The 26148-nt window shown below is 54.3% G+C and carries 31 protein-coding genes; 25 read left to right on the forward strand and 6 right to left on the reverse strand.

What is annotated here, in order from left to right; all coding sequences use genetic code 11:
* The first annotated feature begins 13 nt into the window (after positions 1-13).
* Positions 14-1426 (forward strand): DUF4340 domain-containing protein, encoded by a 1413-nt coding sequence (locus tag C1A10_RS11700; protein ID WP_101910432.1) that lies wholly within the window; start codon positions 14-16, stop codon positions 1424-1426.
* A 53-nt stretch (positions 1427-1479) separates the two neighbouring features.
* Here the strand turns inward: C1A10_RS11700 and C1A10_RS11705 are convergent, their stop codons facing one another.
* On the reverse strand, positions 1480-3102 hold the full coding sequence (locus tag C1A10_RS11705; RefSeq protein ID WP_101910433.1) for a M20/M25/M40 family metallo-hydrolase: 1623 nt from the start codon (positions 3100-3102) through the stop codon (positions 1480-1482).
* Positions 3103-3247: 145 nt separating this feature from the next.
* On the opposite strand from C1A10_RS11705, the gene glpK reads away from it, so the two are divergent.
* The 6 genes from glpK (at position 3248) to C1A10_RS11735 (ending at position 8481) form a co-directional block, all read left to right on the forward strand.
* Positions 3248-4741 (forward strand): glycerol kinase GlpK, encoded by a 1494-nt coding sequence (glpK, locus tag C1A10_RS11710; RefSeq protein ID WP_101910434.1) that lies wholly within the window; start codon positions 3248-3250, stop codon positions 4739-4741.
* Between the two features lie 161 nt (positions 4742-4902).
* Positions 4903-5631 (forward strand): nitroreductase family protein, encoded by a 729-nt coding sequence (locus C1A10_RS11715; protein WP_101910435.1) that lies wholly within the window; start codon positions 4903-4905, stop codon positions 5629-5631.
* Between the two features lie 70 nt (positions 5632-5701).
* Positions 5702-6244 (forward strand): phosphohydrolase, encoded by a 543-nt coding sequence (locus C1A10_RS11720; RefSeq protein WP_242968922.1) that lies wholly within the window; start codon positions 5702-5704, stop codon positions 6242-6244.
* Positions 6245-6332: 88 nt separating this feature from the next.
* Entirely contained in the window at positions 6333-7232 is a 900-nt protein-coding gene (locus C1A10_RS11725) for a helix-turn-helix transcriptional regulator (protein ID WP_101910436.1), read from the forward strand.
* Positions 7233-7299: 67 nt separating this feature from the next.
* Positions 7300-7563, forward strand: a complete 264-nt coding sequence (locus tag C1A10_RS11730) for a zinc ribbon domain-containing protein (protein WP_101910437.1) — start codon at positions 7300-7302, stop codon at positions 7561-7563.
* Positions 7564-7593: 30 nt separating this feature from the next.
* Complete coding sequence (locus C1A10_RS11735; protein WP_101910438.1) at positions 7594-8481, forward strand: SPL family radical SAM protein; 888 nt, start codon at positions 7594-7596, stop codon at positions 8479-8481.
* A gap of 105 nt (positions 8482-8586) precedes the next feature.
* Here the strand turns inward: C1A10_RS11735 and C1A10_RS11740 are convergent, their stop codons facing one another.
* Positions 8587-9510, reverse strand: a complete 924-nt coding sequence (locus tag C1A10_RS11740; RefSeq protein ID WP_101910439.1) for a uridine kinase family protein — start codon at positions 9508-9510, stop codon at positions 8587-8589.
* 257 nt (positions 9511-9767) lie between these two features.
* Here C1A10_RS11740 and C1A10_RS11745 point away from each other — a divergent pair, with 257 nt between their 5' ends.
* The 4 genes from C1A10_RS11745 to C1A10_RS11760 all read left to right on the forward strand — a co-directional run bounded on the left by C1A10_RS11745 (position 9768) and on the right by C1A10_RS11760 (position 12338).
* Entirely contained in the window at positions 9768-10604 is an 837-nt protein-coding gene (locus C1A10_RS11745) for a YwaF family protein (protein WP_101910440.1), read from the forward strand.
* Positions 10605-10725: 121 nt separating this feature from the next.
* Positions 10726-11319, forward strand: coding sequence for an NUDIX hydrolase (locus tag C1A10_RS11750; protein WP_101910441.1), 594 nt, complete (start codon positions 10726-10728; stop codon positions 11317-11319).
* Positions 11320-11321: 2 nt separating this feature from the next.
* Positions 11322-12026 (forward strand): MBL fold metallo-hydrolase, encoded by a 705-nt coding sequence (locus C1A10_RS11755; RefSeq protein ID WP_101910442.1) that lies wholly within the window; start codon positions 11322-11324, stop codon positions 12024-12026.
* Between the two features lie 87 nt (positions 12027-12113).
* Complete coding sequence (locus C1A10_RS11760) at positions 12114-12338, forward strand: methylenetetrahydrofolate dehydrogenase (protein ID WP_101910443.1); 225 nt, start codon at positions 12114-12116, stop codon at positions 12336-12338.
* 81 nt (positions 12339-12419) lie between these two features.
* Here C1A10_RS11760 and C1A10_RS11765 read toward each other — a convergent pair whose 3' ends face one another.
* On the reverse strand, positions 12420-13364 hold the full coding sequence (locus C1A10_RS11765) for a 2-hydroxyacid dehydrogenase (protein WP_101911643.1): 945 nt from the start codon (positions 13362-13364) through the stop codon (positions 12420-12422).
* Positions 13365-13509: 145 nt separating this feature from the next.
* Between C1A10_RS11765 and C1A10_RS11770 the strand changes: the two genes are divergently transcribed.
* From C1A10_RS11770 to C1A10_RS11780, 3 genes are read left to right on the forward strand one after another with little or no spacing between them, the layout of a single operon-like run.
* On the forward strand, positions 13510-14262 hold the full coding sequence (locus C1A10_RS11770) for an SDR family NAD(P)-dependent oxidoreductase (protein WP_101910444.1): 753 nt from the start codon (positions 13510-13512) through the stop codon (positions 14260-14262).
* 57 nt (positions 14263-14319) lie between these two features.
* Entirely contained in the window at positions 14320-15144 is an 825-nt protein-coding gene (locus C1A10_RS11775) for an MYG1 family protein (RefSeq protein ID WP_101910445.1), read from the forward strand.
* Positions 15141-15638 (forward strand): GNAT family N-acetyltransferase, encoded by a 498-nt coding sequence (locus tag C1A10_RS11780; RefSeq protein ID WP_180951117.1) that lies wholly within the window; start codon positions 15141-15143, stop codon positions 15636-15638. The genes C1A10_RS11775 and C1A10_RS11780 overlap by 4 nt, the downstream gene beginning before the upstream one ends.
* Positions 15639-15681: 43 nt before the next feature.
* Here the strand turns inward: C1A10_RS11780 and aroF are convergent, their stop codons facing one another.
* The 3 genes from aroF to C1A10_RS11795 all read right to left on the reverse strand — a co-directional run bounded on the left by aroF (position 15682) and on the right by C1A10_RS11795 (position 18920).
* Positions 15682-16695 (reverse strand): 3-deoxy-7-phosphoheptulonate synthase, encoded by a 1014-nt coding sequence (aroF, locus tag C1A10_RS11785; protein WP_101911645.1) that lies wholly within the window; start codon positions 16693-16695, stop codon positions 15682-15684.
* A 277-nt stretch (positions 16696-16972) separates the two neighbouring features.
* Positions 16973-17455 (reverse strand): hypothetical protein, encoded by a 483-nt coding sequence (locus C1A10_RS11790; protein WP_101910446.1) that lies wholly within the window; start codon positions 17453-17455, stop codon positions 16973-16975.
* 139 nt (positions 17456-17594) lie between these two features.
* Positions 17595-18920: an MATE family efflux transporter gene (locus tag C1A10_RS11795; RefSeq protein ID WP_101910447.1), complete on the reverse strand. Its 1326-nt coding sequence runs from the start codon at positions 18918-18920 to the stop codon at positions 17595-17597.
* A 234-nt stretch (positions 18921-19154) separates the two neighbouring features.
* On the opposite strand from C1A10_RS11795, the gene C1A10_RS11800 reads away from it, so the two are divergent.
* The 11 genes from C1A10_RS11800 (at position 19155) to C1A10_RS11850 (ending at position 26145) form a co-directional block, all read left to right on the forward strand.
* Positions 19155-19634 (forward strand): hypothetical protein, encoded by a 480-nt coding sequence (locus tag C1A10_RS11800; protein ID WP_101910448.1) that lies wholly within the window; start codon positions 19155-19157, stop codon positions 19632-19634.
* 92 nt (positions 19635-19726) lie between these two features.
* Positions 19727-20068 carry an arsenate reductase family protein gene (locus C1A10_RS11805; protein WP_101910449.1) on the forward strand — a complete coding sequence of 114 codons (342 nt, stop codon included), beginning with the start codon at positions 19727-19729 and terminating at the stop codon, positions 20066-20068.
* A gap of 4 nt (positions 20069-20072) precedes the next feature.
* A complete protein-coding gene (locus tag C1A10_RS11810; RefSeq protein ID WP_101910450.1) occupies positions 20073-20282 on the forward strand; it encodes a YwbE family protein in 210 nt (69 codons plus the stop codon).
* A gap of 15 nt (positions 20283-20297) precedes the next feature.
* Positions 20298-20798, forward strand: a complete 501-nt coding sequence (locus C1A10_RS11815) for a CYTH domain-containing protein (RefSeq protein ID WP_101910451.1) — start codon at positions 20298-20300, stop codon at positions 20796-20798.
* 15 nt (positions 20799-20813) lie between these two features.
* Positions 20814-21080, forward strand: coding sequence for a GIY-YIG nuclease family protein (locus C1A10_RS11820; RefSeq protein WP_101910452.1), 267 nt, complete (start codon positions 20814-20816; stop codon positions 21078-21080).
* Between the two features lie 63 nt (positions 21081-21143).
* A complete protein-coding gene (locus tag C1A10_RS11825; RefSeq protein WP_101910453.1) occupies positions 21144-22217 on the forward strand; it encodes an ABC transporter substrate-binding protein in 1074 nt (357 codons plus the stop codon).
* Positions 22192-22965: an ABC transporter permease gene (locus C1A10_RS11830; RefSeq protein ID WP_341456914.1), complete on the forward strand. Its 774-nt coding sequence runs from the start codon at positions 22192-22194 to the stop codon at positions 22963-22965. The genes C1A10_RS11825 and C1A10_RS11830 overlap by 26 nt, the downstream gene beginning before the upstream one ends.
* Before the next feature lie 4 nt (positions 22966-22969).
* Positions 22970-23548 carry an ATP-binding cassette domain-containing protein gene (locus tag C1A10_RS11835; RefSeq protein WP_101910454.1) on the forward strand — a complete coding sequence of 193 codons (579 nt, stop codon included), beginning with the start codon at positions 22970-22972 and terminating at the stop codon, positions 23546-23548.
* Between the two features lie 111 nt (positions 23549-23659).
* Positions 23660-24022, forward strand: a complete 363-nt coding sequence (locus C1A10_RS11840; RefSeq protein WP_101910455.1) for an ArsR/SmtB family transcription factor — start codon at positions 23660-23662, stop codon at positions 24020-24022.
* A gap of 17 nt (positions 24023-24039) precedes the next feature.
* Positions 24040-24258 (forward strand): cation transporter, encoded by a 219-nt coding sequence (locus tag C1A10_RS11845; RefSeq protein ID WP_101910456.1) that lies wholly within the window; start codon positions 24040-24042, stop codon positions 24256-24258.
* Between the two features lie 36 nt (positions 24259-24294).
* Positions 24295-26145 (forward strand): heavy metal translocating P-type ATPase, encoded by a 1851-nt coding sequence (locus C1A10_RS11850; RefSeq protein ID WP_180951118.1) that lies wholly within the window; start codon positions 24295-24297, stop codon positions 26143-26145.
* The last annotated feature ends 3 nt before the right edge of the window (positions 26146-26148 follow it).

The raw sequence follows: 26148 nt of genomic DNA on the forward strand, positions 1-26148 counted from the left end.
TTGGGAGGGCCATATGAAAAAGCAACTGATTCTGTTATTGATCTGCGCCCTGCTTGCGGCGGGGCTGGGCGGTGCGCTGTGGTTCCTGAACGGCTATACGCCGGATCAGGCAGCCCAGAGCAGTGCCGCCGCGCAAGGCAGTACCCCACTGCTGCAAAAAAAGGAAAGCGAACTGACTTCCATCACTGTCACGAATGAGGCGGGAGGCTTTGCCGTAACCTTCTCCGACGGCGGTTATCGTGTCGTGGGGCTGGACGACTCCATTCTGCTGGCAAAAAGCAGGGTGGAGAGTATGCGCAGCGCGATGCTGAATGTGCAGGCGGCCACAGTCATTGGGCAGGTTTCTGACCTCGCAGACTTCGGGCTGGACCGTCCGCGTGCCGCCGTAAAGGCGGACTATACGGACGGGACTGTCTTTACGCTGGATATCGGCGCGGATGCGCCTGCCGAGAAAGGTATTTACTGTAAAACCGGCGAGGGAACCGTTTATGTTGTTACCGCCGCTCAGGTGGAGAATTTTCTCGGCGGCCTGACGGATCTGGTGGATACCACGGTAACGGAACTGCCGGAGTCGTCGGGATCATCCGGTTCCGCGGGGCCGCGGGTTCAAAAAGTGACGTTCGCTGGCCCGGCGCATAAGCAGCCGGTGTCCATAGAACGCAAACAGGATTCCTCGGCGGTTGAGGTTTACCGGATGGTTTCGCCGGGGCAGGGAAGCGTAGGTTCCGAAAGGGAACAGATGATTGCCGATCTGCTCGAAATCAAAGCGGAACGGGCGGTTGCCGTCCATCCAAAGGCCGGACAGCTGGAATCTTTCGGGCTCGCGGAACCGTATTCCACCGCGGAATTTACCTGGGACAATAACGGAACGGAAGAGAGCTGCCTGCTTTTGGCGAGCGCCCCTTCGGGCGAAACCGTTTATCTGATGCGGGAGGGCAGACCGGTTGTTTATCAGGCCACGGCGGACAGCCTGCCCTGGCTGGAAATGAACTACGGCGATTTTGTCAGCACCAAGCTGACAATGCCTGACCTGGAGGACTTGCAGTCGGTTTCCGTTGCGACGCCGGATAAACAGGTGACTTTTAATCTTGCCGGCGAAAAGGACAGCCTGAAAGTAACCTGCGGCGGGGAACCGGTAGATGCCGGGCGGTTCCGGAGTTACTTCCAGTCCCTGACGGGTGTACCGGCAGACGCTTACACGGAGGACGCGCCTGCCTCCGAAACACCGCTCCTGACCGTTACCTATACCTATCGCGACAGCGCAAAACCAGAAGAAACCGTACTCTGGTTTACGGGTCCGGCCCGCCGGGCGATCCTGCAAACGAATAATGGCGACCGGTTTTTGATTCGTGAAAAGTATCTGGAGACACTGACCGCAAATACGCAGGCGATTCAGTCGGGCGGAGAAATCGAGCAGTTGAGCTGATGATGGACAAGGAGGCTTCCCGTGCTACGGGAAGCCTCCTTGTTTTTGAATAGCTATTCCGACAACAGCCGGACGAGACGCAGCAGCAGTTCCGGCGCTTTGCCGAAGGAATACGCGAGATCTACCCGTTCGGTAAATTTGTGAGGGTCCCGCCCGAGCGGCCCGAAATTGATAAACGGAATGTCCAGCGCGCGGATTTCTTCCAAAGGCACCGAATAGCGCGCTCCCCAGACCGGGAAGCTTTCACGCAGGGCGGCTGTGTCCACATCCCCGCGCAGGGAAAGATAAGACATATCGGTCAGCCCGTTGAAGCAGTAGTCGATTGCGAACGCTTCCCCGAAATTTTCCGCTTCCTTTGCCAGAGCTTGGCATGCGCGGACGGTCGGGCTGTCCTCCTCAGTAAACCCGCTGTGCGGATAATAGGGCGGGGCGAAACACAGGATGACCATGGGGTCGCGGTCGGGGCAGAAACTGTGCGCCTCCCGAATCAGTTCCACCGTCAGCAATCGCAGGTCGGTTTCCTCCGACTGCTCAAGAAACTGCTCCATATGCGCGGTAAACGTTTTGCCGTGCGCCTGCTCGCAAAGCCGGAACAGATCGCCGTACCGCATCACTTTTGGGGTAAACACATCCCGGCGGACAGCGCGTCCCAGCTTTTTTTCCGCCCCTGCGTGTTTTTCTTCGATCCGGCGCAAGGCATCGGCAAAAGCGTCACGCGCCGTCTGCTCCATCAGGCGAAGCAGCTGTTCGGGCGTATGCGTGATCGTCATCACATTGTAATAGGCGTAGGCGGCGCAGGGGGTCTGCACAGAATACGCTGTTTTGAGGTCGCTTTGCTTCAGGCAGGTGGGAGCGGGCGTATAGCAGCCCCGGTCGGAATCGATGAAATCAGCCGAAAGCTCCATGCGCGCGGTAATTTCAGAAAGCAGCAGGTCGGGGTTTAACCCGCAGAACGGTTCCCCGACGTGCGTCTCTTTTCCCGCGCAGTAAAAAAGGGGCATCAGCTTGCCCGCCGCGCCGACATGCATTTTTTGGGCGGAACCTCCCTGTTCGGGCGAGATGTCCGGTTCTCCCACAAGACAGCAGGTATAGGTCAGCCGGTTCGCTTCGCGGTAGCTTAGAAGCCGTTTTGCCGCCGAAAGCATCCCGATGGAGTTGCGTTCCTCGTCGGGCACCGAAACCATCAGCAGATTAACGCCGAGCTGTTCGGGATGCTCCGAAAACCAGCGGAGCAGTTCCAAATCCGCGGCAATGCCCCATTTCATATCGCAGGTGCCGCGTCCGAACAGGAAATTGCCGGACTCCAGGTCCATTTTTGCCTGTGCCGGGAGACTGATTGCTCCGGTTTTTAAATAGCCGGTATAGCGGGCGGGGTCGAACGCGAGGGCCTGTGCGGCGCCGTATTCCTCCACGCCGACTACATCAAAATGGCTGAGCAGCAAAAGTGTTTTTGCCTGTTCCCGCCGGCAGCGCATCAGCGCGAACAGATAGGTCCCGCCCTTTGGATCGTTTTCAATAAGGAAACTATCGATCTGCGACGGATGCTGCGCGAAATAAGGAATGCGCAGCAGCATCTCGCGCAGTTTTTGGGACATTGCGCGCTCTCCGTCACTGTCGCTGATACTGGGAACCGCGCAAAGCTCCAAAAGATTTTTCATGATCAATTCTGAATTCAAAGTCCTTCACCCCTCAAGGATTTTATTATAACACCGATCACTGATTTTGTATCGGAAATGGATGATTTTGTCGGAACCCGTTGACAAAATATCAAACACGGCACATACTTTTGATAAAAGCCTGACCATACCAAGGAGGAGTAGCATGGGCCGCTATATCATGGCGCTTGACCAGGGGACGACCAGTTCCCGCGCAATCCTGTTTGACCGCGAACAAAATATCGTGGAACTGTCCCAGAAGGAATTGACCCAGTATTATCCCAAAGAGGGCTGGGTGGAGCATGACCCTATGGAGATCTATTCCTCCCAGTATGCGGTCATGATGGAGGTCATTGCGAAAAGCGGGGTGGATGTCCATGAAATCGCCGCGATCGGGATTACCAACCAGCGGGAAACCACGATTGTCTGGGATAAGTCGACCGGCCGCCCGATTCATCCTGCGATCGTTTGGCAGTGCCGCCGTACGGCGGATCTCTGTGACGACTTGAAGGCGCAGGGCCTGTCCGAATACATCCGCGAAGCGACCGGACTTCTGCCGGACGCTTATTTTTCCGCAACCAAAATCAAATGGATTCTCGACCTTGTGCCGGGGGCGCGTGAAAAAGCGAAACGGGGGGGAATCCTGTTCGGCACGGTCGACAGCTGGCTGATCTGGAAGCTGACCGGAGGAGCGGCGCATGTCACCGACTACACCAACGCTTCCCGCACCATGCTCTATAACATTCACCGGCTGGACTGGGACGAACGGCTGCTGGAAGCGCTGGACATTCCACGCGCAATGCTGCCCGAGGTGCGCAATTCCAGCGAAGTTTACGGGCATGTCCTGATCCAGAACACACCGGTCCCGATTGCGGGCATTGCGGGAGACCAGCAGGCCGCCCTGTTCGGGCAGACCTGCTTTTCGGAAGGCGAAGCCAAGAATACCTATGGAACCGGATGCTTTCTGCTGATGAATACGGGGGATACCCCCTGCAAAAGCGAAAACGGCCTGCTGACCACGATTGCCGTCGGCCTTGGGGGGAAAGTGCAGTATGCGCTGGAAGGCAGTGTCTTTGTGGGCGGTGCGGTGATCCAGTGGATGCGCGACGAACTGCGGTTTATTACGGAAAGCTGCGACGCCGCATATTATGCCCAAAAGGTAGAAGATACCGGCGGCGTTTATATCGTTCCCGCGTTTACAGGGTTGGGGGCGCCTTATTGGGATATGTACGCGCGCGGCTGTATCATGGGAATCACACGCGGCACACGAAGAGAGCATCTTATCCGGGCAGCACAGGAATCCATCGCCTATCAGAGCCTTGAACTGGTGGAAGCGATGGAAAAGGATACGGGAATCAAATTGCGGGAACTGAACGTGGACGGCGGCGCGAGCCGCGATGAATTTCTCATGCAGTTCCAGTCCGACATGCTCAGAAAACCGGTGCGCCGCCCCATGATCCGCGAAACGACCGCGCTGGGTGCGGCTTATCTTGCGGGGCTTGCCGTGGGCATGTGGAAAGATACGGAGGAAATCAAACGGCTGTGGAGCTGCGACACCACGTATCAACCCAATATGGAAGAGGAAAGACGCCAAAAGCTGCTTCGCGGCTGGCGAAAAGCGGTCTCACGCAGCCTCGACTGGGCGGAACACGACGAATAGCAAAACGGGGCTGTTGATCCTGCAGGGATATTACGTATTCTGGCGGGAAACATAAGAACCTGCCAGAGAATTCCCACAGATTTTGGCAGAGAGCAGGGAGTTCGCACTGGGAAAAGCAGTTTTGAGACTGCCCGCAATCAGAACACAATGGAGGGTTTGCCATGACAGACTATCAGAAAGCAATCAACGAGCGGTGCTCACGGCGTGCTTTTGTGCTGGAACCGCTGGAAAACGCGGCTTCTTTGCGGGAACGCATGGAGCTTTATAATCTTGAAAGCGGCCTTCGTATCCGTTTGGTGGAAAATGACCGCGATGTCATGAAGGGAATTTCCGCAAGTTACGGGATGTTTTCCGGCGTGCGGCATTTTTTCGCGCTTGCCGGAAAACAGAGTGAGCCGCGCCTCAATGAAAAAGCCGGCTACTGGGGGGAGCGGCTTGTTTTGGACGCGACGATGCTTGGACTCGGCACCTGCTGGGTAGGGGGCACCTATCATAAGGACCTTTGCGAGAAAAAGATCGGGCTTGCGCCGGACGAAAAACTGGTGGCAATTATACTGGTGGGGAAAGTGCCGCACCAAAAGACGATCAAGGAACACCTGATCCGCTCCGTAGCGCGGCGTGGCACCAAGCCGCTCGATGAGCTGTATACAGCCGCCGAAACACCGGAAAATTTTTTAAACGGTATGAGAGCCGTCCAGAAGGCTCCGTCCGCGATAAACAAGCAGCCGGTGCACTTCCAGTATAAGAACCGTACGGTAACCGCGGAAGTGCCCGACCGGAGCGGTCACCAGGGAATTGATCTGGGCATTGCTCTGCTGCATTTTGAAGTCGGCTCCAGAGCGGAAAACCGGTTCGGGGAAATTGACGGGCATTACATGCTCCAGCTTTGAATACAATAAAGAAAATATTGCAAGCATGTAAAAGCGGGAACCTGCGGTCCCTGCTTTGGAAGGACGGAGTATGGGGAGAGACGATTTTATTACCACCGCGTCCGGGATGCATTTTACCCCTTTTTCACCGCGCGCGGAGCAGATCCGCATCGGGGACGTCGCGCACGCGCTGTCCAATCTGTGCCGCGCCAACGGCCATTGCCGGCACTTTTATTCTGTTGCGCAGCATTCCATCAACTGCGCACGGGAAGCGGCGGCGCGCGGATACAGCCGGCGGGTGCAGCTTGCCTGCCTGCTCCATGATGCCAGCGAGGCGTACCTGTCCGATATCACCCGGCCGGTCAAACGGAACATGCCCGCGTATCTGGACTTTGAAAAAGTGCTGCAGGACGCGATTTTTGCCGCTTTTGGGTTGGATCATCTGACAGACGGGGAACAGGCGCAGATCATCAGCGTGGATGATGCTCTTCTGTGGTATGAATTCCTGGCGCTGATGCCTGAGCCGATCTCCCCGGAAGCGCCCAGGCTGGAAAGCAGTCCGGAATTCGGCAGGCTGGAATTTGAATCTGTGGAGCAGGACTTTTTGAACCTTTTTTCCGAATTGAGCGAATGAAAACAAGCCCCGGAAAATTTCTCCGGGGCTTGTTTTCAAATCAGATGACCAGGTTATTTTATGTTATAATAAAGCCGGGTGATGGAACGTGCAGACACAGCGATTATTTGAAATGACCTATCTGCTTCTCAGCCGGCGGAACATGACCGCCAAAGAACTGGCAGAACGCTTTGAGGTCTCCGAGCGGACAATTTACCGCGATGTAGACGCGCTTTCCGCCGCGGGCATACCCGTTTATACGGCAAAGGGAAAAGGCGGCGGGATTCGGCTGCTGGATGATTTTGTGCTTGACCGGTCGGTGCTGTCAGAGGCGGAGCAGAGGGAAATCCTGTCCGCGCTCCGCGGGCTTGCGGCAGTCCGCATGCCGGATATGGACCGTACCATATTGGAAAAACTGGGCGGTATCTTCCGCAAGGAGACTGTCAACTGGGTGGATATCGATTTTTCGGGTTGGGAAGGTAAGCAGGAGCGGGACTGGTTCCCATTGCTGAAAGAAGCCGTTCTGCAGAATCGAGTAGCCAGATTTGATTATTTTAGCAGTACGGGGGAACAGTCCGCACGGACTGTGGAACCGCTGCGGCTGATTTTCAAAGGGCGGGGCTGGTATTTATATGCCTATTGCAGAACCCGCGGGGCGGAGCGCTTTTTTAAACTCACACGGATAAAAAACCTGCTGGTGACACAGGAACGGTTTGAGCGCGCCGCGCCGGACAAGCTCCCTTTTTCGGAACCCTATCCGCAGAAGATGCTTCGGCTGAAACTTCGTCTGGACGCGTCCTGCGCGTTCCGGATTTACGATGAGTTTTCGCCGGAACAGATTACGCGCAACCCAGATGGCAGCTTTTTGGTGACCGTTGAATTCCCGCCCGGTGAGTGGATATTCGGCTATCTTTTGACTTTCGGCGGTGCGGTGACTGTGCTGGAACCGGAAGAAATTCGCTCGGAACTGATTCTCCGGCTTCGGGACGCATTGAAAAATTATTTATAATATGACATGCAGATGTCCGATTCTGTCTGCTATTCTTACTGTAAGAAATGTGAAAGGAGCAATCAGAATGGAAAAAACGCATTATTGCCAAAGCTGCGGGATGCCGATGGAGGACAGTTTGTACGGAACGGAGAAAGACGGGACGAAAAGCCCGGATTACTGTTCCTACTGCTACCAGAACGGAACGTTTACCGGGGAGATGACGATGGAACAGATGATTGATTTCTGTGCCACGCCGATGGCGGAACACCAGCCGGGGATGACGGAAGAAAAAGCGAAAGAAATGATGCGGCAGTTTTTCCCGTCACTGAAGCGCTGGAGACAGCAGTGATCGGAGAAATCCCGCATAGGGGAGCCTGATATGGACTATATTCCCGCCAAAACGATTGTCACGCGTAGCAAATCCAGCACGTGGTTCGGCATCGATTACAATATGAATATTTACCGCGGCTGCTGTCATGGCTGTATCTACTGTGACAGCCGCAGCGAGTGCTATGGTATCGAGGCGTTTGACCGGGTGCGCGCCAAGGAAAACGCGCTGGAAATCATCCGCAACGACCTGCGGCGCAAGGTGCGCCCGGGCGTGGTGGGTACCGGCGCGATGAGCGACCCCTACAATCCGTTTGAGCGGGAGCTGCAGCTTACCCGTCATGCCCTCGAACTTTTGAATGCCTATGGGTTCGGCGTGGCAATCGCAACCAAAAGCAGCCTCGTGACGCGCGACATCGATCTTCTGCGGGAGATCAAAAGCCATTCCCCGGTGCTTGTGAAGGTGACGGTAACGGCGGCGGACGACGACCTTTCCGCGTTGGTGGAACCGGGCGCCCCGCGCTCCTCCGAACGGCTGGAGGCGGTTGCGAAGCTATCGGATGCCGGTATCTTTACCGGGCTTCTGCTGATGCCGGTTCTGCCGTTTCTCGAAGATAACACAGATAATATCCTTGCCATTGTCCATAAAGCGAAAGAGGCCGGCGCACGCTTTCTCTATCCCGCGTTCGGTATGACTTTGCGGGACCGCCAGAAAGAATGGTATTTTCAAAAGCTGGACACGCTGCTCTCCGGGCAGAATCTGCGGCAACAGTATGCGCGCGCTTTCGGGAACAGCTACCAGTGCGTCAGCCCTCATGCTAAAACACTGTGGAAGGAGTTTTCCGCGGCATGTGAACAGCAAGGGCTTCTGTTTCGGATGCAGGATATTATCCGCGCGTATAAAGTGGGCTATGGCGACAGCCAGCTGACCTTCTTTTGACGGAATGCTTGCAGATGAAAAGAAATTACTTTCCCGTTTAGTTGCATAAAGCACAGAGGCAGGTGACTACCTGCCTCCCTGCTTTATGCGAAGCCTCTGTAAAATTCAGTTGAATGTTCCGCCGCCGATGAATTCCCGCAAAAGAGAATTTTTGGGGACCAAATCGGCATCCACCGGTTCCACATGTTCAAGAAATTCGCGGATTTCCGCGAGATCGCCGGTTTTTCCGCCGACCGCCTCCAGTTCAGAAAGCAGAAAAGGGCGGTAGACAGACAGTTCGCTGGGGAAAAAGGTGTCGATATCAAATTTGGCACGGTATTTGTAGGGCATAATAAACAGATTTTCCCCGCGGGAAACGCTGCGGAAGCTGGCTAGTGTGTCGTCAAAACCCCGCCCGCGAAACAGTTTGTTGCGGATCAGTCTCCGGGCGAGCCGGATTTTGGACGGATGCAGCAATGCGCCGGAAGGATGCTCCGCGCGTGTCCGGACGCTGACATAGATGCAGGTGGCGGTTTCGTCGGTCTGGCCCGTCACCGACGGATTCAGCGCGTGAATCCCTTCCAGAATAATCAGTTCGTCTTTTTTTCGGTGCAGCGGCACCGAGCCGGTGCGTGTCTGGGTCGTAAAATCAAAGATCGGGACTTCCACGGGTTCATAATTGAAGAGCCGGGTCAAATGCTCGGTCAGGAGCTCTGCGTCCAGCCTTTTGGGAGATTCAAGATCAACATGGCCCTGCTCATCCAGCGGCATCGGGCCGAAATCGTATGGCAGAAAATAGTTATCCATCGAAATTGTATGGGTTTCACAGCTCCAGCTGTCAAGAAGCTGCTCAATCCGCAGCGCGGTGGTAGTTTTTCCGGAACCGGATGGGCCTGAAATCAGGATAATCGGTTTTCGGGAACGATTTTCATACAGCTGCTGTGCGACCGCAAGAATCTGCTGACTGTAAACATGCTCGGCCTGCGCGACAAATTGTGCCGCGTCGCGGCGGATGCTTTGATTCATACTGTTAATTTTGTAGTACTTCACAGAATTCCCCCTGCCTTTTGGAGCTATAAATTCATTATATCACTTTTTTGGTTGTTTTACCACAGCTGACAAGGATTATCCCTCTGTTTTTGTATAAAAGCATTCAGAAGAAAGTCGAATCTGCACGCTTTTTGGTATTTCACAGGTGTCAGTTCAAAAAAAATCAGACAGCGCCCAGTCGCTTGATAATTTCTGCATTTTTTGGCAAAAATAGGATAGAATGAATTAGCAGCATCCAATCGAAAAGGAGGAAAATCATGAACTGGTTTTTCGCGCTGGAAGGAGAGGCGCCGCAGGAACTCTGGATTCCCGTTTTCAGCAGAGCCCACGCGGCATGGTTGATTTCTTCCGCGGTATTCTGCGCGGCGGTGACCGTTTGGTTTCTCAGACAACCCCCCGCCAGAAGAAAACAAGTGCTGAAAATCTGCGCGTGCGCGGCTGTCGGCTCTGAACTGCTGCGGGACGTCTGGCTTTTATGCAGCGGGGAATTTGACCCTGTTTATATGCTGCCGCTGCATCTTTGCGGCGCCATGCTTTTTGCAGAGTTTGCTGCGGTTTATACCGAAAAGCCGTTTCTGAAAGAGCTTTGCTACTGCCTTGGGCTGCCCGGTGCGCTGAGCGCGCTGATTACCCCGGGGGTCACCGGCTTCCCATTGTGGAACCTGATGTACCTGCAGTTTATTTTTGCGCATACAATGCTGCTGCTGATACCGGTTCTGCTGCTGGCCGGCGGGTTCCGGCCCGACTGCAGGCAGCTGCCGAAATGCTTCTTATCCCTGCTTCTGCTGGCTGTTTTCGACAGCCTGACCAATTTTATCCTGAACAGCAACTATTTGTTTTTGCGCAGCCCTTCGGCAGGCTCGGTATTGGAATTGATCGGGAATATGGCAGGCTCGTTTTACTTGCCCGCTGTTATGGGTTTCGTCTGGCTGGTATGGGCCGTGTTCTATCTGCCGTGGGTACTTTTGCAGAAATCGTCCCGGCTTCAAACGGCTCCGCAGACCGCGGCTGCCGAACTTCCGAAACAAAGGGTTTCGGCGTTGAGCCTTTTCCAAAAAATCGCGCTCGCGGCGCATATCCGCCCGCGCGGCTGAACAAGCGATGCAGGAAGGACCGCTGTGAAAAAGCGGTCCTTTTCCTGTGTCGAAATTTCTTGCAATCTTCTCGCAGAATGCGTAAAATAAAGAAAAAACTTGCGGCAACAGGGCGGGGGAAATGATGGAACTGTTAACCATCCTTGATGAGGATTTGCGCGAAACCGGCACAGTCCCGCGCGGGCAGGCGCACGCACAGGGTCTGCTGCACCAGGTGGTCCACTGCTGGGTGGTGTCTGAGCGGGAAGGCGGGACATGGGTCTATTACCAGCAGCGGTCTTTTCAAAAACGGGACTTCCCGGGCCTTTATGATCTGGCGGTAGGCGGCCATATTGGGGCGGGCGAGGATCCCGCGGACGCGATACTCCGCGAAATGTACGAGGAAATCGGGATTGCGGCGAAACCCGGGGAACTGGAATTTCTCGGCACGATCCGCGAGGATACCCATATCGGCGATTTTTTCGACAGGGAACTCGGATACATTTATCTCTACCGCCATCCAGAACCACAGTTCGCGGTGGGTGAAGAGGTGGAGCGCATGATTCGGGTGCCGCTTGAGGAACTCCGGCATAAAGAGCCGGGAGGCCCGGAACCGATTCAATGCTATACGCTTGAGGGCGAGCCGTTTCTGGCGGGGGCGGACTGCTGGTGCAGACACCCCGGGGAATTTCAGACAAAACTGCTTCCGGTATTGGGACAGAAAGAGGAGGGTTAAATTTGGAAATTTATAATCTGTATCATGATGGATTTCTGGTGAGAACCGGAACGCATACGCTGATTTTTGACTACTATCCGGGAAAACAGTCCGCGGGCGGGCTGCGGGATGGGATGATTGACCCGCAGGAACTGCGTGACGAAAATGTTGTGGTGTTTGCCTCGCACCGTCATCCTGATCATTTCAGCCGTGAAATACTTGACTGGCGCGAGAATCTGCCGCAGGTCCGCTATGTGCTCTCCGACGATATCCGCACTGGTGAAGATGTTCATAAAATGGGGCCGGGTGCTGTTCTGGATTTAGGGGATGTCTGGGTGCGGACACTGGAATCCACCGATGAAGGCGTAGCTTTCCTGGTCAAAACAGATGGCGTCTGTCTCTATCACGCAGGTGATTTAAACTGGTGGGATTGGGAAGGGGAACCGCCGCGCGCGCGGGAACTGATGGGCCAACGCTACCGGGAACAGATTGACCTGCTTCGCGGAGAAAAAATCGACGTTGCTTTTCTTCCCGCCGATTCCCGGCTGGAAAAAAGCTATCTGCTCGGCATGGATTATTTTATGCGGACTGTCGGCGCGGATTTTGTGGTGCCGATGCATTTCTGGGACGACTATGCCGTCTGTACCCGCCTGCAAAACGAGGAACAGACGGCGGACTACCGGAACCGGATTGCATCCTATGCCAAACGGGGCCAAAGAATTCTGTAAAGAAAAAAGACTTGACCGGATGCCTCCAGTCGGATAAAATAAGCCTGTACGCGCGCAGGCGCAATTATAATGGAGGAACGTGAAACTATGAAAGCAAGAATACCGAAACATCGGGAGTTCATTATCGACCTCAAGGAAGAGGAAGAGCCGAAGCACGAAGAATGCTGGGCGAAACTGACTGCGATTCTGGACGATTATAAAAAGCAGGGGAAATCCGTTTACACCGACACCTTTATCGAAGACAATGAGGACAAAGTGAAAGCACTCCAGCAGGAGTACAAATTCACCTACACGGTGGAATGGCAGAACTAAACGACCTTTCCGGTCATCAAATGAAAACAGGTATCCCGCATGCGGGATACCTGTTTTATTCTATCGGCTCTGCCGGTTCGATTATACAATCACATTCCGGGGCTTGCCGTCCAGCCATGCCGCGATATTATCGCAGACAATGACCGCCCTTTTTTCCATCGCCTGCTGGCTGGCAAACGCCACATGCGGCGTCGCCACAAGATGCGGCGCGCCGAACAGCGGATGATCGGAAGGAATCGGCGGTTCCTTTTCAAACACGTCAATGCCCGCGCCCGCAATCCTGCCGGACTTCAGCGCTTCGGCGAGCGCGGTGCTGTCCACGATGGGGCCGCGCGCCGTGTTAATCAAAATGGCCGTGGGTTTCATCAGCGCCAGCTTTTCCGCGCTGATCAGCCCGATGGTTTCGCTGGTCTGAGGAACATGAAGCGAAACAATGTCGCAGGTGGAAAGCAGGGTATCCAGATCCACATAGGTAATACCCGGCAGATTCTTTTGGGTCCGGCTGTAAGCGTAGACCTCGCAGCCGAACGCCTGCGCGATTCTTGCGGTGCGCAGGCCGATTGCGCCGGTGCCCACCACGCCGAATTTTTTGCCTTCCAGCTCAAAGCCGATCAGTCCCGCCTTGGTGCCGCCCGCACGGACTGCCTGATCGCAGGGAAGGATATTGCGCGCAAGCGCGATGACCAGCCCGAACACGAGATCCGCGACCGCCACGGTGGAATAGCCCGCACAGTTGCAGACGGTGATTCCCCGCTCCCTGCAGTAGGCGATATCCACATGGTCGATGCCGGTAAACGCCACACACACCAGTTTCAGGTTGGGGCAATGCTCCATCACTTCGCGCCGGTACTGGAAGTTGGAAAGGACTATCACATCCGCATCGCGGCTCCGTTCGATCAAAGTCGGCGTATCCTCCGCGCGGGTGTCATAGTACACGACCTCCATACGCCCGTTCACAGCTTTTTCCGCCATGGCGAGCAGGTTTTCTTTTGCCACACCCAGCGGTTCCAAGATTGCCAGTTTCATAAGAAGCCTCCCGCTTTCTTTTTTTCTTTTATCATAGCGCGATTCATCGGTAAAATCTACCCCGATTTGCAGAATCCATGTAATTTTGAGGGAATTTATGGTATGATAACCACAGATCAAATCAAAAGAGGAAGGCGGCGGTTCCATGAAAGCGCTGATTACCGGCGCAAGCTCCGGGATAGGGCGGGATATGGCGATCATTCTGGATGAGATGGGGTTTGACCTCATTCTTGCCGCGCGCAGACAAGACCGGCTGGAAGCGCTGAAAGAGCAGCTGTCCGGGAATGTGCAGATCATAACCACGGACCTTTCCCGTGAGGAAAGCTGCTTTGCGCTTTATGAGCAGGTGAAGGAGCAGGAAATCAATATTCTCATCAATAACGCCGGGTTCGGTCTGTTCGGCCGGTTTGACAGAACAGACCTGCGGCGTGAACTGGAAATGATCAACCTGAATATAAAAGCGGTGCATATTCTCACCAAACTGTTTCTCCGGGATTTTAAAAGAAGAAATGCGGGTTATATTCTGAATGTGGCATCTTCCGCCGCGTTTCTTCCCGGACCGCTCCTGTCCTCCTACTACGCGACAAAGGCGTATGTGCTGCGGCTGACACAGGCGGTCTATGAAGAACTGCGCCGCGACAGGAGCAGGGTCTATATCGGGGCGCTCTGTCCCGGCCCGGTGGATACGGAGTTCAGCAGCACTGCCAATGTCAGATTCAGCCTCAAAGGCATGGGGAGCCGTGATGTCGCGCTCTGCGCGATCGACGGCATGTTTCAAAGAAAACTGGTGATTGTGCCGGGCCTGAAAATGAAGCTGGCGCGGATTGGCGGGCATTTCCTGCCTGACAAACTGCTGCTGCGCGCAGCTTACCATTTTCAGAAGAAAAAAGAAGGCTGAACCAGTTTAGCCCTCACGGAATAAAATCAAAAACAGATCAAGGAAAGAGTGGCTTGGATGAAGGTACCTGACAGCGCCATGACGCATGGCGGAAAATTTCACGCGGATGATGTGTTCTCTTCCGCGCTCCTGCGGATTTTGAATCCCAACATCCGCTTTACACGGGTTTTTGAGGTCCCGGAAAATTACGACGGGCTGGTGTTTGACATCGGATGGGGCAGATTTGACCACCACCAAAGGGACGCGAAGGTGCGTCCCAACGGGACTGCTTATGCCGCGTTCGGCCTGCTGTGGCAGGAATTCGGCGCGGAGCTGGTAGGCGGGGAAGAGGCGTCGCGTATGGACGAGTATTTTGTCCAGCCGCTGGACAGAGACGACAACACGGGCTGCGGAAGCGTTCTCGCGGATGTCATAGGCTCGTTCAATCCCAACTGGGATTCTGAGGAGGATCCGGATGTCTGCTTTGAGGAAGCGGTGCAGTTCGCGACCACGTTGCTGAAAAAGAAGCTGGAAACCGTCTGGAGCATCCAGCGCGCGAAAAAACTGGTGGAAGCTGCCTGCGCCGATATGCAGGACGGCATTGTCGTGCTGCCGCGCTTTGCTCCGTGGAAACAGGTGCTGGCCGGTACCGGCGCCGATTTCGTGGTTTATCCGTCTCAGCGCGGCGGGTTCAGCGCACAGGGGGTTCCGGCCGACAGGGAAAGTTCTGCGCTGAAATATGAGTTTCCCACCGCATGGGCGGGAAAGCCGGAGGAGGAACTGACGGCGGTATCGGGCGTCAAAACGCTGCGGTTCTGCCATAACAACCGGTTTTTAATTTCCACAGGCACCATGGAGGACGCAATCCGTGCCTGTAAACTGACAAGGGGAGAAAACGTGTGATTTACAGGACAGCAATAGAGCACTTTACCATCCGGACGGCAGAACCGGAGGACACCGCGCTGATTCTGCGGTTTATCAGGGAACTGGCGGTTTATGAAAAACTGGAGCACGAGGTGGTGGCGACGGAGGAAGTGCTGCACCGGTCTTTATTCAGGAATCATCAGGCGGAAGTGCTGATTGCGCAGGAAGAAGATCGGCCGGTGGGATTCGCCCTGTTTTTCCATAATTTCTCCACTTTTCTCGGCAAGGCAAACCTGTATCTCGAAGACCTTTATGTTGACCCGGCGTGCAGGGGAAAGGGTTACGGAAAGGCGCTGCTGTCCTGCCTTGCGAAAGTTGCCGTCGAACGCGGGTGTGAGCGGCTTGACTGGTGGTGCCTGGACTGGAACGAACCTTCCGTCCGGTTTTACCGGTCGCTGGGTGCAAAGCCGATGTCCGACTGGACGGTTTACCGGCTGGAGGGGGACAGCCTGAAGGCACTTGGTAACAACTAAACAGAACGCGCCGCCCGATTTTACCGGGCGGCGCGTTCTACCGTCAGCCGAGCTTTTTTCCGAAGAATTCGGCTGTTTTGCGGATTCTTTCCATCACAGGCCGGAATTGGGCCGGCGTCAGGGACTGCGCGCCGTCCGAGAGCGCTTTTTCCGGGTGCGGATGCACCTCGATGATCAGCCCGTCGGCGCCCGCCGCAATTGCCGCGAGGGAAAGCGGCTCTACCATCCAGGTGATGCCGGCGGCATGGCTGGGGTCTACCACAACCGGAAGATGCGACATTTTTTTGAGCATGGGGATTGCGGAGATATCCAGCGTATTCCGTGTGGACGTTTCAAATGTGCGGATACCGCGTTCGCAGAGGATGACCTGTTCATTGCCGCCCGCCATAATGTATTCGGCGCTCATGAGCAGTTCCTCCAGTGTGTTGGCGAGCCCGCGTTTAAGCAGGATGGGGCGGCGGAGCTGCCCCAACTTTTTCAGCAGCTCGAAATTCTGCATGTTTCTGGCGCCCACCTGAATGATATCCACGTCCTCGAACAGCGGAATTTCGGAGGCGTCCATAATTTCCGTAACAAACGGCATCCCTGTTTTTGCGCGTGCCAGCCGGAGCAGTTCCAGCCCCTCCGCGCCCATGCCTTGAAACGAGTAAGGGCTGGTACGGGGCTTAAACGCGCCGCCGCGCAGCAGCCCCGCGCCTTCTTCGCCGACCGCATCGGCAACCTCCAGAATCTGTTCTTCGCTTTCCACAGAGCACGGCCCCGAAATGACCTGAAAGTGCCCGCCGCCGAATTTTCTGCCGCAGACGTCGATCACGGTGTCCTGCGGGTGGAATTTGCGGTTTGCGTTTTTATAAGGCTCCTGAATCCGCTTCACCTGGTCGACGGCGTCATTTGCGAGCAGGGCGTTCTCATCGACCTTCGAGGTATCCCCTACCAGCCCGATCAGGCGGGTATGCAGCCCCTGTGACTCGTGGATGGCAAATCCCTGCTCCTTGAGCTGTGCAATCAGCAGGTTTACTTTCTCTTCCGGGGCGTGTTCTTTTAAAATAACAATCATAAAAAACAACCTTTCCAAATAAATTCCGGGCATTTGGGAAATGAAAAAGCGGTGCTTTCGCCATGAAAGCACCGCTCGAAAATCTGCCGCAGGAGAAACCGTCAGCCCGCGTTTTTTCGAAATGGAACAGTTTCACAGCAAAACAAACCCGGATAGCGATACTCCGAGCCGCAATAATAAAAGTATGAAGCTGTTCTGCCGATCAATACCGTCATTCCGGGTTTCCTCCTCTTTAGTGATTTTATGTGTTAAATTATAGCCGTTTTGCGAGCGGCTGTCAAGTGCCGCCGCTGTTTTTTCTGTCGGACTCCGGAATCCGCTTATTGACGGCAATCAGCATGCAGGGCGGGATTTGGCACTCAGCTTTCAGAAATTCCTCCATGGTGCGGATATCATCCGCCGCCCCGGACAGCGCATTATAAAAATGGAACCGCTCATCCTCCCGGCGCAGTGCGGCGAAATGGTTGCCTTTGCGGTGGCGGTAGAGCAGAATGCAGGCGTCCGCGGTTTTCGCCACTGCGGAGAACCGCAAAGGAATCACGCACAGGCGCACCCGGTAGCCGCGCTTTCGCAGATAATGCTGGACATAGTAAACATGGGTCCCGAACTTTCCGCCCAATACAAGCCCGCCGCGCAGGTCTTCCATCACCCATTCGGGGCGGACCTTTGCTCCGAGCATTTTCAGCACATTGTAGACAGCGATCCAGCCGCATCCGTTTTGGTCGGAACCGAACCAGCCGTTTTTCAGATCACCCAGCAAAGACTGGTTGATCAGCAGCCCTTCTTTGGAAAATGCGCGTGAATCGATAAGCCAATCCTCCTTTTTCTTTAGTGTTTGTCAAATAAAGTGAAACAATCGCTTTTCACGGAAAAAATCGAATTTGTTGAAAGCCGGCCCCCTAAACAAGCCGTTTATGCTGCCATCTGCTGCCGCAAAAACGGATGACAAACGCTGTGGTGCGGACGCCCCAGTCCGATATCATGGCAAACCAGACACCGGGGACTCCCCATCCCATCATATGTACAAACAGGTAGCTCAGCCCGATCCGGCAGGTCCACATCGAAATGATCGAAACCGTCATTGTGAATTTTGCGTCGCCGGCCGCACGCAGTGCGTTCGGAAGGGTAAACGAAAGAGGCCAGATAATCATGGCGCCGATGCCGTGGATAATCAGCAGCTGAAGTGCCACCGATGTGGTTTGCTCAGACATCCGGTAGACATTGACAATCGGATGGCAGAAAATCAGGATGGCAGCGTTCAGTGCAATCATCGAAAGATAGGTGATTTTCATCAGCTTTATCGTATACTGTCTTGCCTGCACATAGTCCTGCGCGCCCACACACTGCCCCACAACCGTGATCAGCGCGAGCCCGATTGCGGCGCCCGGAATGACCTCCATACTTGCAATGTTGTTGGCGATTGCATTTGCCGCGATCGCGGTTGTACCGATGGAAACGATCAGCCCCTGCACAAGTACCTTTCCGATCTGGAAAATACCGTTTTCCAATCCCGTTGGGACACCCACTGAGAGAATGCTGCGCACCATGGCAGGCCGAAACTCAAGTGTCAGCAGATGCTCAATATGGATGGAATTTTCACGGTGACGCAGAAGCAGCAGCATAATTACGCAGCCGAGCATGCGTGAAACAAGCGAAGCGATAGCGGCTCCGCGCACCCCCATGCCGAACCCGAAAATCAAAAGCGCGTTGCCGCCGATGTTGGCCATGTTCATCAGCAGCGATGTAAACATGGAAATCCGGGAGTTGCCCATTGAGCGGAACAGGGCGGCTCCCGCATTGTAAAGGGCCAGAAAGGGATAGGAATAGGCAGATATGGCAAAATAAATCTGCGCGTTTTTCATGACCTGAGGATCAATGTTGCCGAAAATATTTGTGAGAAGAAAGTCACGCAGTGTCAGGCAGGCCAGCATGATGACCAGTGAAAACAACAGCGTAACATAGATAAGCTGTTTTGCCGCGACACAGGCATTCTCCGGCTCCTGCTTGCCCAGATACTGTGAGGATACGACAGCGCCGCCGGTTGCCAGGGCGGAAAAAATATTGATAAGCAGCACATTGATGACATCAACCAGAGCAATGCCGGAAACGGCCGCTTCCCCGCTGCCCGACACCATGATCGTGTCGGCCATACCGATTGTGACAGCCAGCACCTGCTCAACAATCAGCGGGAAAATCAGCCGCTTTAAATCCTGATTTGTAAACATGGACCCTCCTATATGCGTTTATAATACAGCCTTTATTCTACCTTCAATGTGCAACGAATGCAAGCATATTATCATTGGATCATTCACGGCCGAATCGTCAGGAACGGACTATGTTTGGCCCCTTGACGCAGAAAAAGGTCCGCCGACGGGAACACCTGTTCCGCTTGCCTTTTTAAAAAAAATTTGTTACAATTCCAAATTGTGCGATTTTTGAGGAAAGGATTTTTTAAATTCATGAGTGATATCAGCGAAATCTATAATAAACCGAAATATCTTCCCTTTTTAATTTACTGCCGGGAGCATCATTACAAAGCGATGGAGGATCTGGCCCGATGCCCATTCCATCTTCTGACCAAGGAACCGGGGTTTACGCCCCTTCTTGCAAGCCGCGTCAAAGCGGTATATATCACTTTTTGCAAAGCAGGGAAAAACACAGACAATATGCAGGGGCAAACAGGCGAATGTCCGGAACCCGAACAGCCAAAGGCTGCCGTGAAAGCGCCGGTTCTTCCCAAAACACTAAGCGAACCGGAGCTGGTGATTCTGCTGCATGCGTATTTTGAGAAGAACGGCGACCGGCTGATTTCGATCGACGACGCCTGTAAAGCGGCGGGAGGGCGCGCCAAACGGGCGGAAATCGCAAAAATCCTGCAAAATGTGGCATGGTGCCGCATCGTTGATAAGGGGACTTTTTTCTACGCGCCAATCAATTGATTGAAAATTACCGCTGTTCCGGCGGCTTATTCTCTTTACAAGTTTGAAGAAATTTCCTATACTGGAAGTCATACCGAAAGGGGCGCTGGCGGATGAATATTCAGATTTTCGGAAAAAGCAAATGCTTCGACACGAAAAAGGCGGAGCGATATTTCAAGGAGCGGAACATCCGGTTTCAGAGCATCGACGTTGCCAAATTCGGCATGAGCAGGGGGGAACTGGGCAGCGTGAAAGCTGCTGTGGGAGGAATCCGGGAGCTGATAGACCCCAAATCGAGGGACTATGAGAAGTCTTTTATTGCTTATCTGGCGTCCGAGCAAAATATGGAGGATAAGCTTCTGGAATATCCGGCGCTGTTTAAAACGCCGATTGTCCGAAACGGGAAGCGGGCGACGGTAGGCTACCATCCTGAAATCTGGGAAACATGGGAGTAAAATGATGAACGGGCAGATTAGAAAAAACATTACAATCGGCGCGCTGGTAGACATCGTGCTGAAAAAGGACCAGCCCACCGGCAAGCTGACCCGCGGGCATGTCAAACGCATCCTGACCAACAGCCCCACGCACCCGCATGGCATCAAGGTGATGCTTGAAGAGGACGACATGGTGGGGCGCGTGCAGGAAATCTTAGAGGAAACTGCGAACTGAAGACGGGAGAAAACAGTGGAAATTGAACGGAAGTTTTTGATCGACGGGTTCCCGGATCTGCCGCCGCTCAGGGAATCGGTGGTTTATCAGGGCTACCTGTCCACAGAGCCGGTTGTGCGTATCCGCAGTTCCCAAACCGGAGATGAAATCCGGTTTGTGCTTTGTATCAAGGGGAAGGGAACCCTTGCGCGCGAAGAAATTGAACTGGGTCTCGACGCGGAAACGTTTCTGCGCCTGCGGGGCCTGCTCACATTGCCGATGATCCGCAAGGATTATAAGACCTACGCGCTGCCCGGCGGGCTTACACTGGAATGCAGCCTGGTTGACGCGGGGGAACCGACCGCGTTTTATTACGCGGAAGTGGAGTTCTGCTCTGTGGAAGAAGCCCTCTGCTTTGTTCCCCCCGCATTTCTGGGCCGGGAAGTGACCGAAGAACCGGGCTGGGGCATGGGCCATTACTGGCGGAAGAGAGCGCTGCCCGCAAAAAATGCGGCAGGAGTGAAAAAAGCGGATTGAAAAGGGGCGCTCTGTGTGAAAGAGAGCGGCAATTTTGTCTACATCCTGCGATGCGCCGACGGAACGCTCTATACAGGCTGGACAACAGACCTGCAGGCGCGTCTGCGCGCGCATAATGCCGGAAAAGGCGCGAAATATACCAAAGCCCGTCTGCCGGTACGCATGGTGTATTCGGAAAGCCTTCCGTCAAAAAACGAGGCCATGCGGCGGGAATCAGCCATTAAACGGCTGACACGGGCCAGCAAACTGAAGCTGGCTGGAATTGACAAAAGTGGAGTTTAATGGTATAGTTGTCCCTGATAAATAAATATCATTTACCGAGGTCAAGGAAAGAAGGAATCTCCAATGAAAAAATTCATGGCTGTTGCTTTGTCAGCATTGCTCAGCGTATCGCTTCTGGCGGGCTGCGGCGGCGGATCGGGCGCATCAGAAAGCGCTCCGGCATCCGCGGTATCGTCCCCCTCGGAAGCGGCGCCGTCCGGGGAGCCCGCATCTTCGGAGCAGGAAACTGCCGGCGAAAAGACGGCAATCCGGGTGGCGTCTATGAAAGGGCCGACCTCCATTGGGCTTTTGAAGCTGATGGAAGATGCGGAAAAAGGAGAGGCCGCCAATGATTACAGCTTTGCCATTGTCGGAACCGCGGACGAAATTGTCCCGAAACTGGTGAAAGGCGAACTGGATCTCGCGGCGATTCCGGCCAATCTGGCCTCTGTGCTGTACGGGAAAACACAGGGGGAAATCAGCGTGCTTGCCGTTAACACGCTGGGCGTGCTTTATCTGGTTGAAACAGGCGACACCATCCATTCTATTGCCGACCTGAAAGGGAAAACCATCTATTCGACAGGTAAAGGGACAACCCCGGAATACGCGCTCAACTATGTGCTGTCCGCGAACGGCATCGATCCGGAAAAAGACCTGACTGTGGAATATAAGTCCGAATCGACCGAAGTGGCTGCGCTGCTTTCCCAGGGGGAGAATGCGATTGCGATGCTGCCGCAGCCGTATGTAGCCACCGTGCAGGCTAAGAATGATAAGCTGCGCATTGCGCTGAATATGACCGAAGAATGGGATAAGGTACAGGGAGAAGACAAGAGCGCCCTGATCACAGGCGTAGTAGTCGCACGGAATGATTTTATCAGTGAGAACCCGGAGGCATTGGATACGTTTTTGAATGAATATCAGAAGTCGGTCGCGTTCGCCAACGATAACCTCGACGAGAGCGCGGCTCTGACCGAAAAATATGGGATTGTTCCGGCAGCGGCCATTGCCAGGCAGGCGATCCCGTACTGCAACATTACCTTTATCGAGGGTACGGAAATGAAGGAAAAGCTGAGCGGCTATCTGAAAGCCCTGTTTGACCAGAATCCGCAGGCTGTAGGAGGAACTCTCCCCGATGATGCGTTCTATTTCAGCCGCTGAGCGAAAAAAAGCGGGGATAAAAATAACCGCCCTGCTGTTCTGGCTGATCGTCTGGCAGGGCGTCAGCATGGCAATTGGACAGGAGATACTGCTGGTATCTCCTGTTTCTGTTGTTGTGCGTTTGGTAGAACTGGCGGGTACGTGGAATTTTTGGGGTACCGTCTGGTTTTCGTTGATGCGTATTGCATCAGGCTTTCTCCTTGCGCTGATAGCCGGGACAATATCTGCTGTGCTGTCCGCGAATCTTGGACTCGTGCGCATACTGCTCTCACCCCTGGTTTCGGCGGTGAAGTCCACGCCTGTCGCAAGCTTTATCATCCTGTGCCTGATCTGGGCGGATTCGCGCAACCTGTCTGTCATCATTTCATTTTTGATGGTATATCCGGTGGTTTACATCAATATGCTGCAGGGAATCGACAGCGCCGACCGTCAGCTTTTGGAAATGGCGGATGTTTTTCAAATCCATGGCATGCGCCGGGTGTTTTACATCTATACCCCGCAGATGATGCCCCATTTCCTTTCCGCCTGTACGGTTTCACTTGGCCTGTGCTGGAAGTCAGGCATATCGGCCGAAGTCATCGGAATCCCATCCGGTTCCATCGGTGAAAAGCTCTACCAGTCAAAGCTGTTCCTCTCCACCGCCGACCTGCTGGCATGGACGCTGACGATTATTTTAGTGAGCACGTTGTTTGAACGGCTGTTTCTGCTTTTGGTGCGGAAAATCTGCCGCCGCATAGAAAGGATGTGACTGGATGGAAATTGCGGTAGAAAATCTTTCGAAACAGTATCGCGGGATTCCGGTCCTTTCCGGCTTCAGCGCCGCATTTCCGGAGGGAGAGACCACCTGCATCATGGGCCCGTCCGGCTGCGGGAAAACAACGCTGCTGCGCATTCTCATGGGGCTGGAATCTGCCGACGGCGGAAGGGTGAAAGGACTGTCGGGGCGGAAGATCAGCGCGGTCTTTCAGGAGGACCGTCTGTGCGAAAACCTGAGCGCTGTTTCAAATATCCGGATCGTCTGCCCCAAAACGGTGAAACGAGAGGCGATAGAAGCCGCGCTGCGGGCGGTCGGCCTGGAAGAAGCATCCCTGTACCAGCCGGCGGGGGAGCTGAGCGGCGGAATGAAACGCCGTGTGGCAATCGTACGCGGTGTGCTGGCGCCCTCCGAGGCAGTTTTAATGGATGAGCCGTTCAGGGGATTGGATGAAGGTACCCGCGCCCGGACAGCGGCCTTTGTGAAAGAAAATCTCCGGGGGAAGACGCTGATTCTTGTTACACATGACCCCGAGGAACCGGACATGATGGGCGGCAGTTTGATCGTCATGGGCTAAATTTGCCGCCTCGATAAAAAATTTTAAAGAAGAACCGGAAGCTATTGACAAAACGTTTGTCGGAACATATAATGAACATATGAACAATGATTCATATGAAGAGGTGAGAATATGACAGATATAAATGGAGTGGAGCGCTGTGATTATATCTGCACACATCCGGAAGTTATTTCAGCCGTTACGGAACAGATGCCGGATGAAGAACTGCTTTATGATCTGGCCGAACTCTATAAGATTTTCGGGGACAGCACCCGCATTAAAATTCTCTATGTGCTGTTGGAGGCGGAAATGTGCGTGTGTGATATTGCGCAGCTGCTCAATATGAGCCAGTCCGCGATTTCCCACCAGCTGCGGGTGCTCAAGCAGTCACGGCTGGTCAAATTCCGCAGAGACGGAAAAATCGTTTTTTATTCCCTGGCGGACGGTCATGTCAGAACCATTATCAGCCAGGGTATGGAACATATTACAGAATAAAGAATGGGGGAATTTGTATGAAAAAGACATACCGTATGAAAGATCTTGACTGTGCCAACTGCGCCGCAAAGATGGAGGCGGCGATTAAGCAGATCGATGGGGTCAGCGCCGCGACCGTCAGCTTTATGACGCAGAAGATGACCATTGAGGCTGTCGATGAAAAGTTTGAGGCAATCGTAAAGGAAGCCGTAAAAATTTGCAGGAAAATTGAACCCGACTGTTCTGTCGTGCTTTGAGACATATTAAATTAGCAGTTTGAGGGGGTATCGTTGTTGTCGAAGAAACAGAAACGTGCTTTTCTGCGCATTGTATTAGGGGCCTTGCTGTTTATGATCGCGCTTTTGATTCCGCAGAGCGGGATTGGGAGGTTATTCCTGTTTCTGCCCGCTTATCTGGTGGTGGGGGGAGATGTGCTTTGGAAAGCGTGCAGAAATATTGCGCAGGGGCAGGTGTTTGATGAGAATTTTCTCATGAGTATCGCCACCATGGGTGCATTTTTTGTGGGGGAATATCCGGAAGGCGTTGCGGTTATGCTGTTCTATCAGGTGGGGGAACTGTTCCAAAGCTACGCGGTCAGCCGCTCCCGCCAATCTATTTCCACACTGATGGATATACGTCCCGATTATGCCAACGTTCCGACCCCGGACGGCCTGAAGCAGGTAGACCCGGAGGAAGTTGCCGTCGGAGATCGAATTGTCATTAAAGCGGGCGAAAAAGTGCCGCTGGACGGTAAGGTGCTTGAAGGTACCTCAACACTGGATACTTCCGCACTGACCGGTGAGGCTCTTCCGCGTGAGGTAGAGGTTGGGGACGGCGTGATCAGCGGTTGTATCAATCTAACCGGTATGCTGACAGTGGAGGTCACCAGAGAATTTGGCGAGTCCACCGTTGCGAAAATTCTTGACCTTGTGGAAAATGCGGGCAGCAAAAAAGCAAAGGCGGAAAACTTTATTACCAAATTTGCCCGCTGGTATACACCGGCGGTTGTCCTTGGCGCGGCTCTGCTCGCGGTAATCCCCCCGCTGGTTTTGGGCGGCGGGTTTGCTAACTGGGGGCATCGCGCACTGATCTTTCTGGTCATTTCCTGCCCTTGCGCACTGGTGATCTCCGTTCCGCTGAGCTTTTTCGGAGGAATCGGCGGCGCGTCAAAATGCGGCGTGCTTGTAAAGGGAAGTAACTATCTGGAAGCGCTGGCAAGGACGGATATCGTTGTTTTTGATAAGACGGGAACCCTTACAAAAGGAACCTTCCGTGTCACGGAGCTGCATCCCAGCGGGGTTTCCGAGCAGGAGCTGCTGGAGCTGGCCGCCCTTGCGGAAAGCTATTCCACCCACCCGATCTCGCTTTCCCTCCAAAACGCTTACGGCGGACAAAAAGAGGAAAACCGTGTGAGCGATGTGGAGGAACTTGCCGGATACGGCGTGAAAGCGCTGGTGGACGGAAGAAAGGTATGCGTCGGGAATGCCCGGCTGATGCAGAAAATCGGTGTCGACTGCGCTCCCGCAGAGGCCATTGGCACCGCGGTGCATGTAGCGGCCGACGGCGTTTATATCGGTTATCTTGTGATATCGGATGTCATTAAAGAGGATTCGGCCGCCGCTGTCGCGGCGTTGAAAAAAGCGGGTGTGCGCAGGACGGTTATGCTCACCGGAGACGCCAAGGCGGTCGGCGAGCAGGTTGCCGGACAGCTCGGGCTGGACGAGGTGCATGCCGGGCTGCTGCCCGCCGACAAGGTGGACCGTGTGGAAGAACTGCTGAATCGGAAGATTCCGGGCGGGCAGCTTGTCTTCGTCGGGGATGGAATCAACGACGCGCCGGTGCTTTCCCGCGCGGATATCGGAATCGCAATGGGCGGCCTTGGGTCGGATGCGGCAATTGAAGCGGCGGATGTCGTGATTATGGACGACAAGCCTTCCAAAATTGCTGTTGCCATTCGAATTTCCCGTAAAACACTCGTTATCGTAAAGCAGAACATCGTGTTTGCGCTGGGCGTGAAGGCCCTGGTGCTGGCGCTGGGCGCGTTTGGCATGGCAAATATGTGGGAAGCGGTATTTGCGGATGTAGGCGTATCGGTGATTGCGATTCTCAACGCCAGCCGCGCGCTGAAAACACGAAATTTATAAAAA

The organism is Marasmitruncus massiliensis (assembly GCF_900186535.1).
Taxonomy (GTDB): Bacteria; Bacillota; Clostridia; order Oscillospirales; family Ruminococcaceae; genus Anaerotruncus; species Anaerotruncus massiliensis_A.

Coding starts and splice junctions, on each gene's coding strand:
- C1A10_RS11700 (WP_101910432.1), top strand. CDS start 14: ATGAAAAAGCAACTGATTCTGTTATTGATCTGCGCCCTGCTTGCGGCG.
- glpK (WP_101910434.1), top strand. CDS start 3,248: ATGGGCCGCTATATCATGGCGCTTGACCAGGGGACGACCAGTTCCCGC.
- C1A10_RS11715 (WP_101910435.1), top strand. CDS start 4,903: ATGACAGACTATCAGAAAGCAATCAACGAGCGGTGCTCACGGCGTGCT.
- C1A10_RS11720 (WP_242968922.1), top strand. CDS start 5,702: ATGGGGAGAGACGATTTTATTACCACCGCGTCCGGGATGCATTTTACC.
- C1A10_RS11730 (WP_101910437.1), top strand. CDS start 7,300: ATGGAAAAAACGCATTATTGCCAAAGCTGCGGGATGCCGATGGAGGAC.
- C1A10_RS11735 (WP_101910438.1), top strand. CDS start 7,594: ATGGACTATATTCCCGCCAAAACGATTGTCACGCGTAGCAAATCCAGC.
- C1A10_RS11745 (WP_101910440.1), top strand. CDS start 9,768: ATGAACTGGTTTTTCGCGCTGGAAGGAGAGGCGCCGCAGGAACTCTGG.
- C1A10_RS11750 (WP_101910441.1), top strand. CDS start 10,726: ATGATGGAACTGTTAACCATCCTTGATGAGGATTTGCGCGAAACCGGC.
- C1A10_RS11760 (WP_101910443.1), top strand. CDS start 12,114: ATGAAAGCAAGAATACCGAAACATCGGGAGTTCATTATCGACCTCAAG.
- C1A10_RS11765 (WP_101911643.1), bottom strand. CDS start 13,364: ATGAAACTGGCAATCTTGGAACCGCTGGGTGTGGCAAAAGAAAACCTG.
- C1A10_RS11770 (WP_101910444.1), top strand. CDS start 13,510: ATGAAAGCGCTGATTACCGGCGCAAGCTCCGGGATAGGGCGGGATATG.
- C1A10_RS11775 (WP_101910445.1), top strand. CDS start 14,320: ATGAAGGTACCTGACAGCGCCATGACGCATGGCGGAAAATTTCACGCG.
- aroF (WP_101911645.1), bottom strand. CDS start 16,695: ATGATTGTTATTTTAAAAGAACACGCCCCGGAAGAGAAAGTAAACCTG.
- C1A10_RS11795 (WP_101910447.1), bottom strand. CDS start 18,920: ATGTTTACAAATCAGGATTTAAAGCGGCTGATTTTCCCGCTGATTGTT.
- C1A10_RS11800 (WP_101910448.1), top strand. CDS start 19,155: ATGAGTGATATCAGCGAAATCTATAATAAACCGAAATATCTTCCCTTT.
- C1A10_RS11805 (WP_101910449.1), top strand. CDS start 19,727: ATGAATATTCAGATTTTCGGAAAAAGCAAATGCTTCGACACGAAAAAG.
- C1A10_RS11810 (WP_101910450.1), top strand. CDS start 20,073: ATGAACGGGCAGATTAGAAAAAACATTACAATCGGCGCGCTGGTAGAC.
- C1A10_RS11825 (WP_101910453.1), top strand. CDS start 21,144: ATGAAAAAATTCATGGCTGTTGCTTTGTCAGCATTGCTCAGCGTATCG.
- C1A10_RS11830 (WP_341456914.1), top strand. CDS start 22,192: ATGATGCGTTCTATTTCAGCCGCTGAGCGAAAAAAAGCGGGGATAAAA.
- C1A10_RS11835 (WP_101910454.1), top strand. CDS start 22,970: ATGGAAATTGCGGTAGAAAATCTTTCGAAACAGTATCGCGGGATTCCG.
- C1A10_RS11840 (WP_101910455.1), top strand. CDS start 23,660: ATGACAGATATAAATGGAGTGGAGCGCTGTGATTATATCTGCACACAT.
- C1A10_RS11845 (WP_101910456.1), top strand. CDS start 24,040: ATGAAAAAGACATACCGTATGAAAGATCTTGACTGTGCCAACTGCGCC.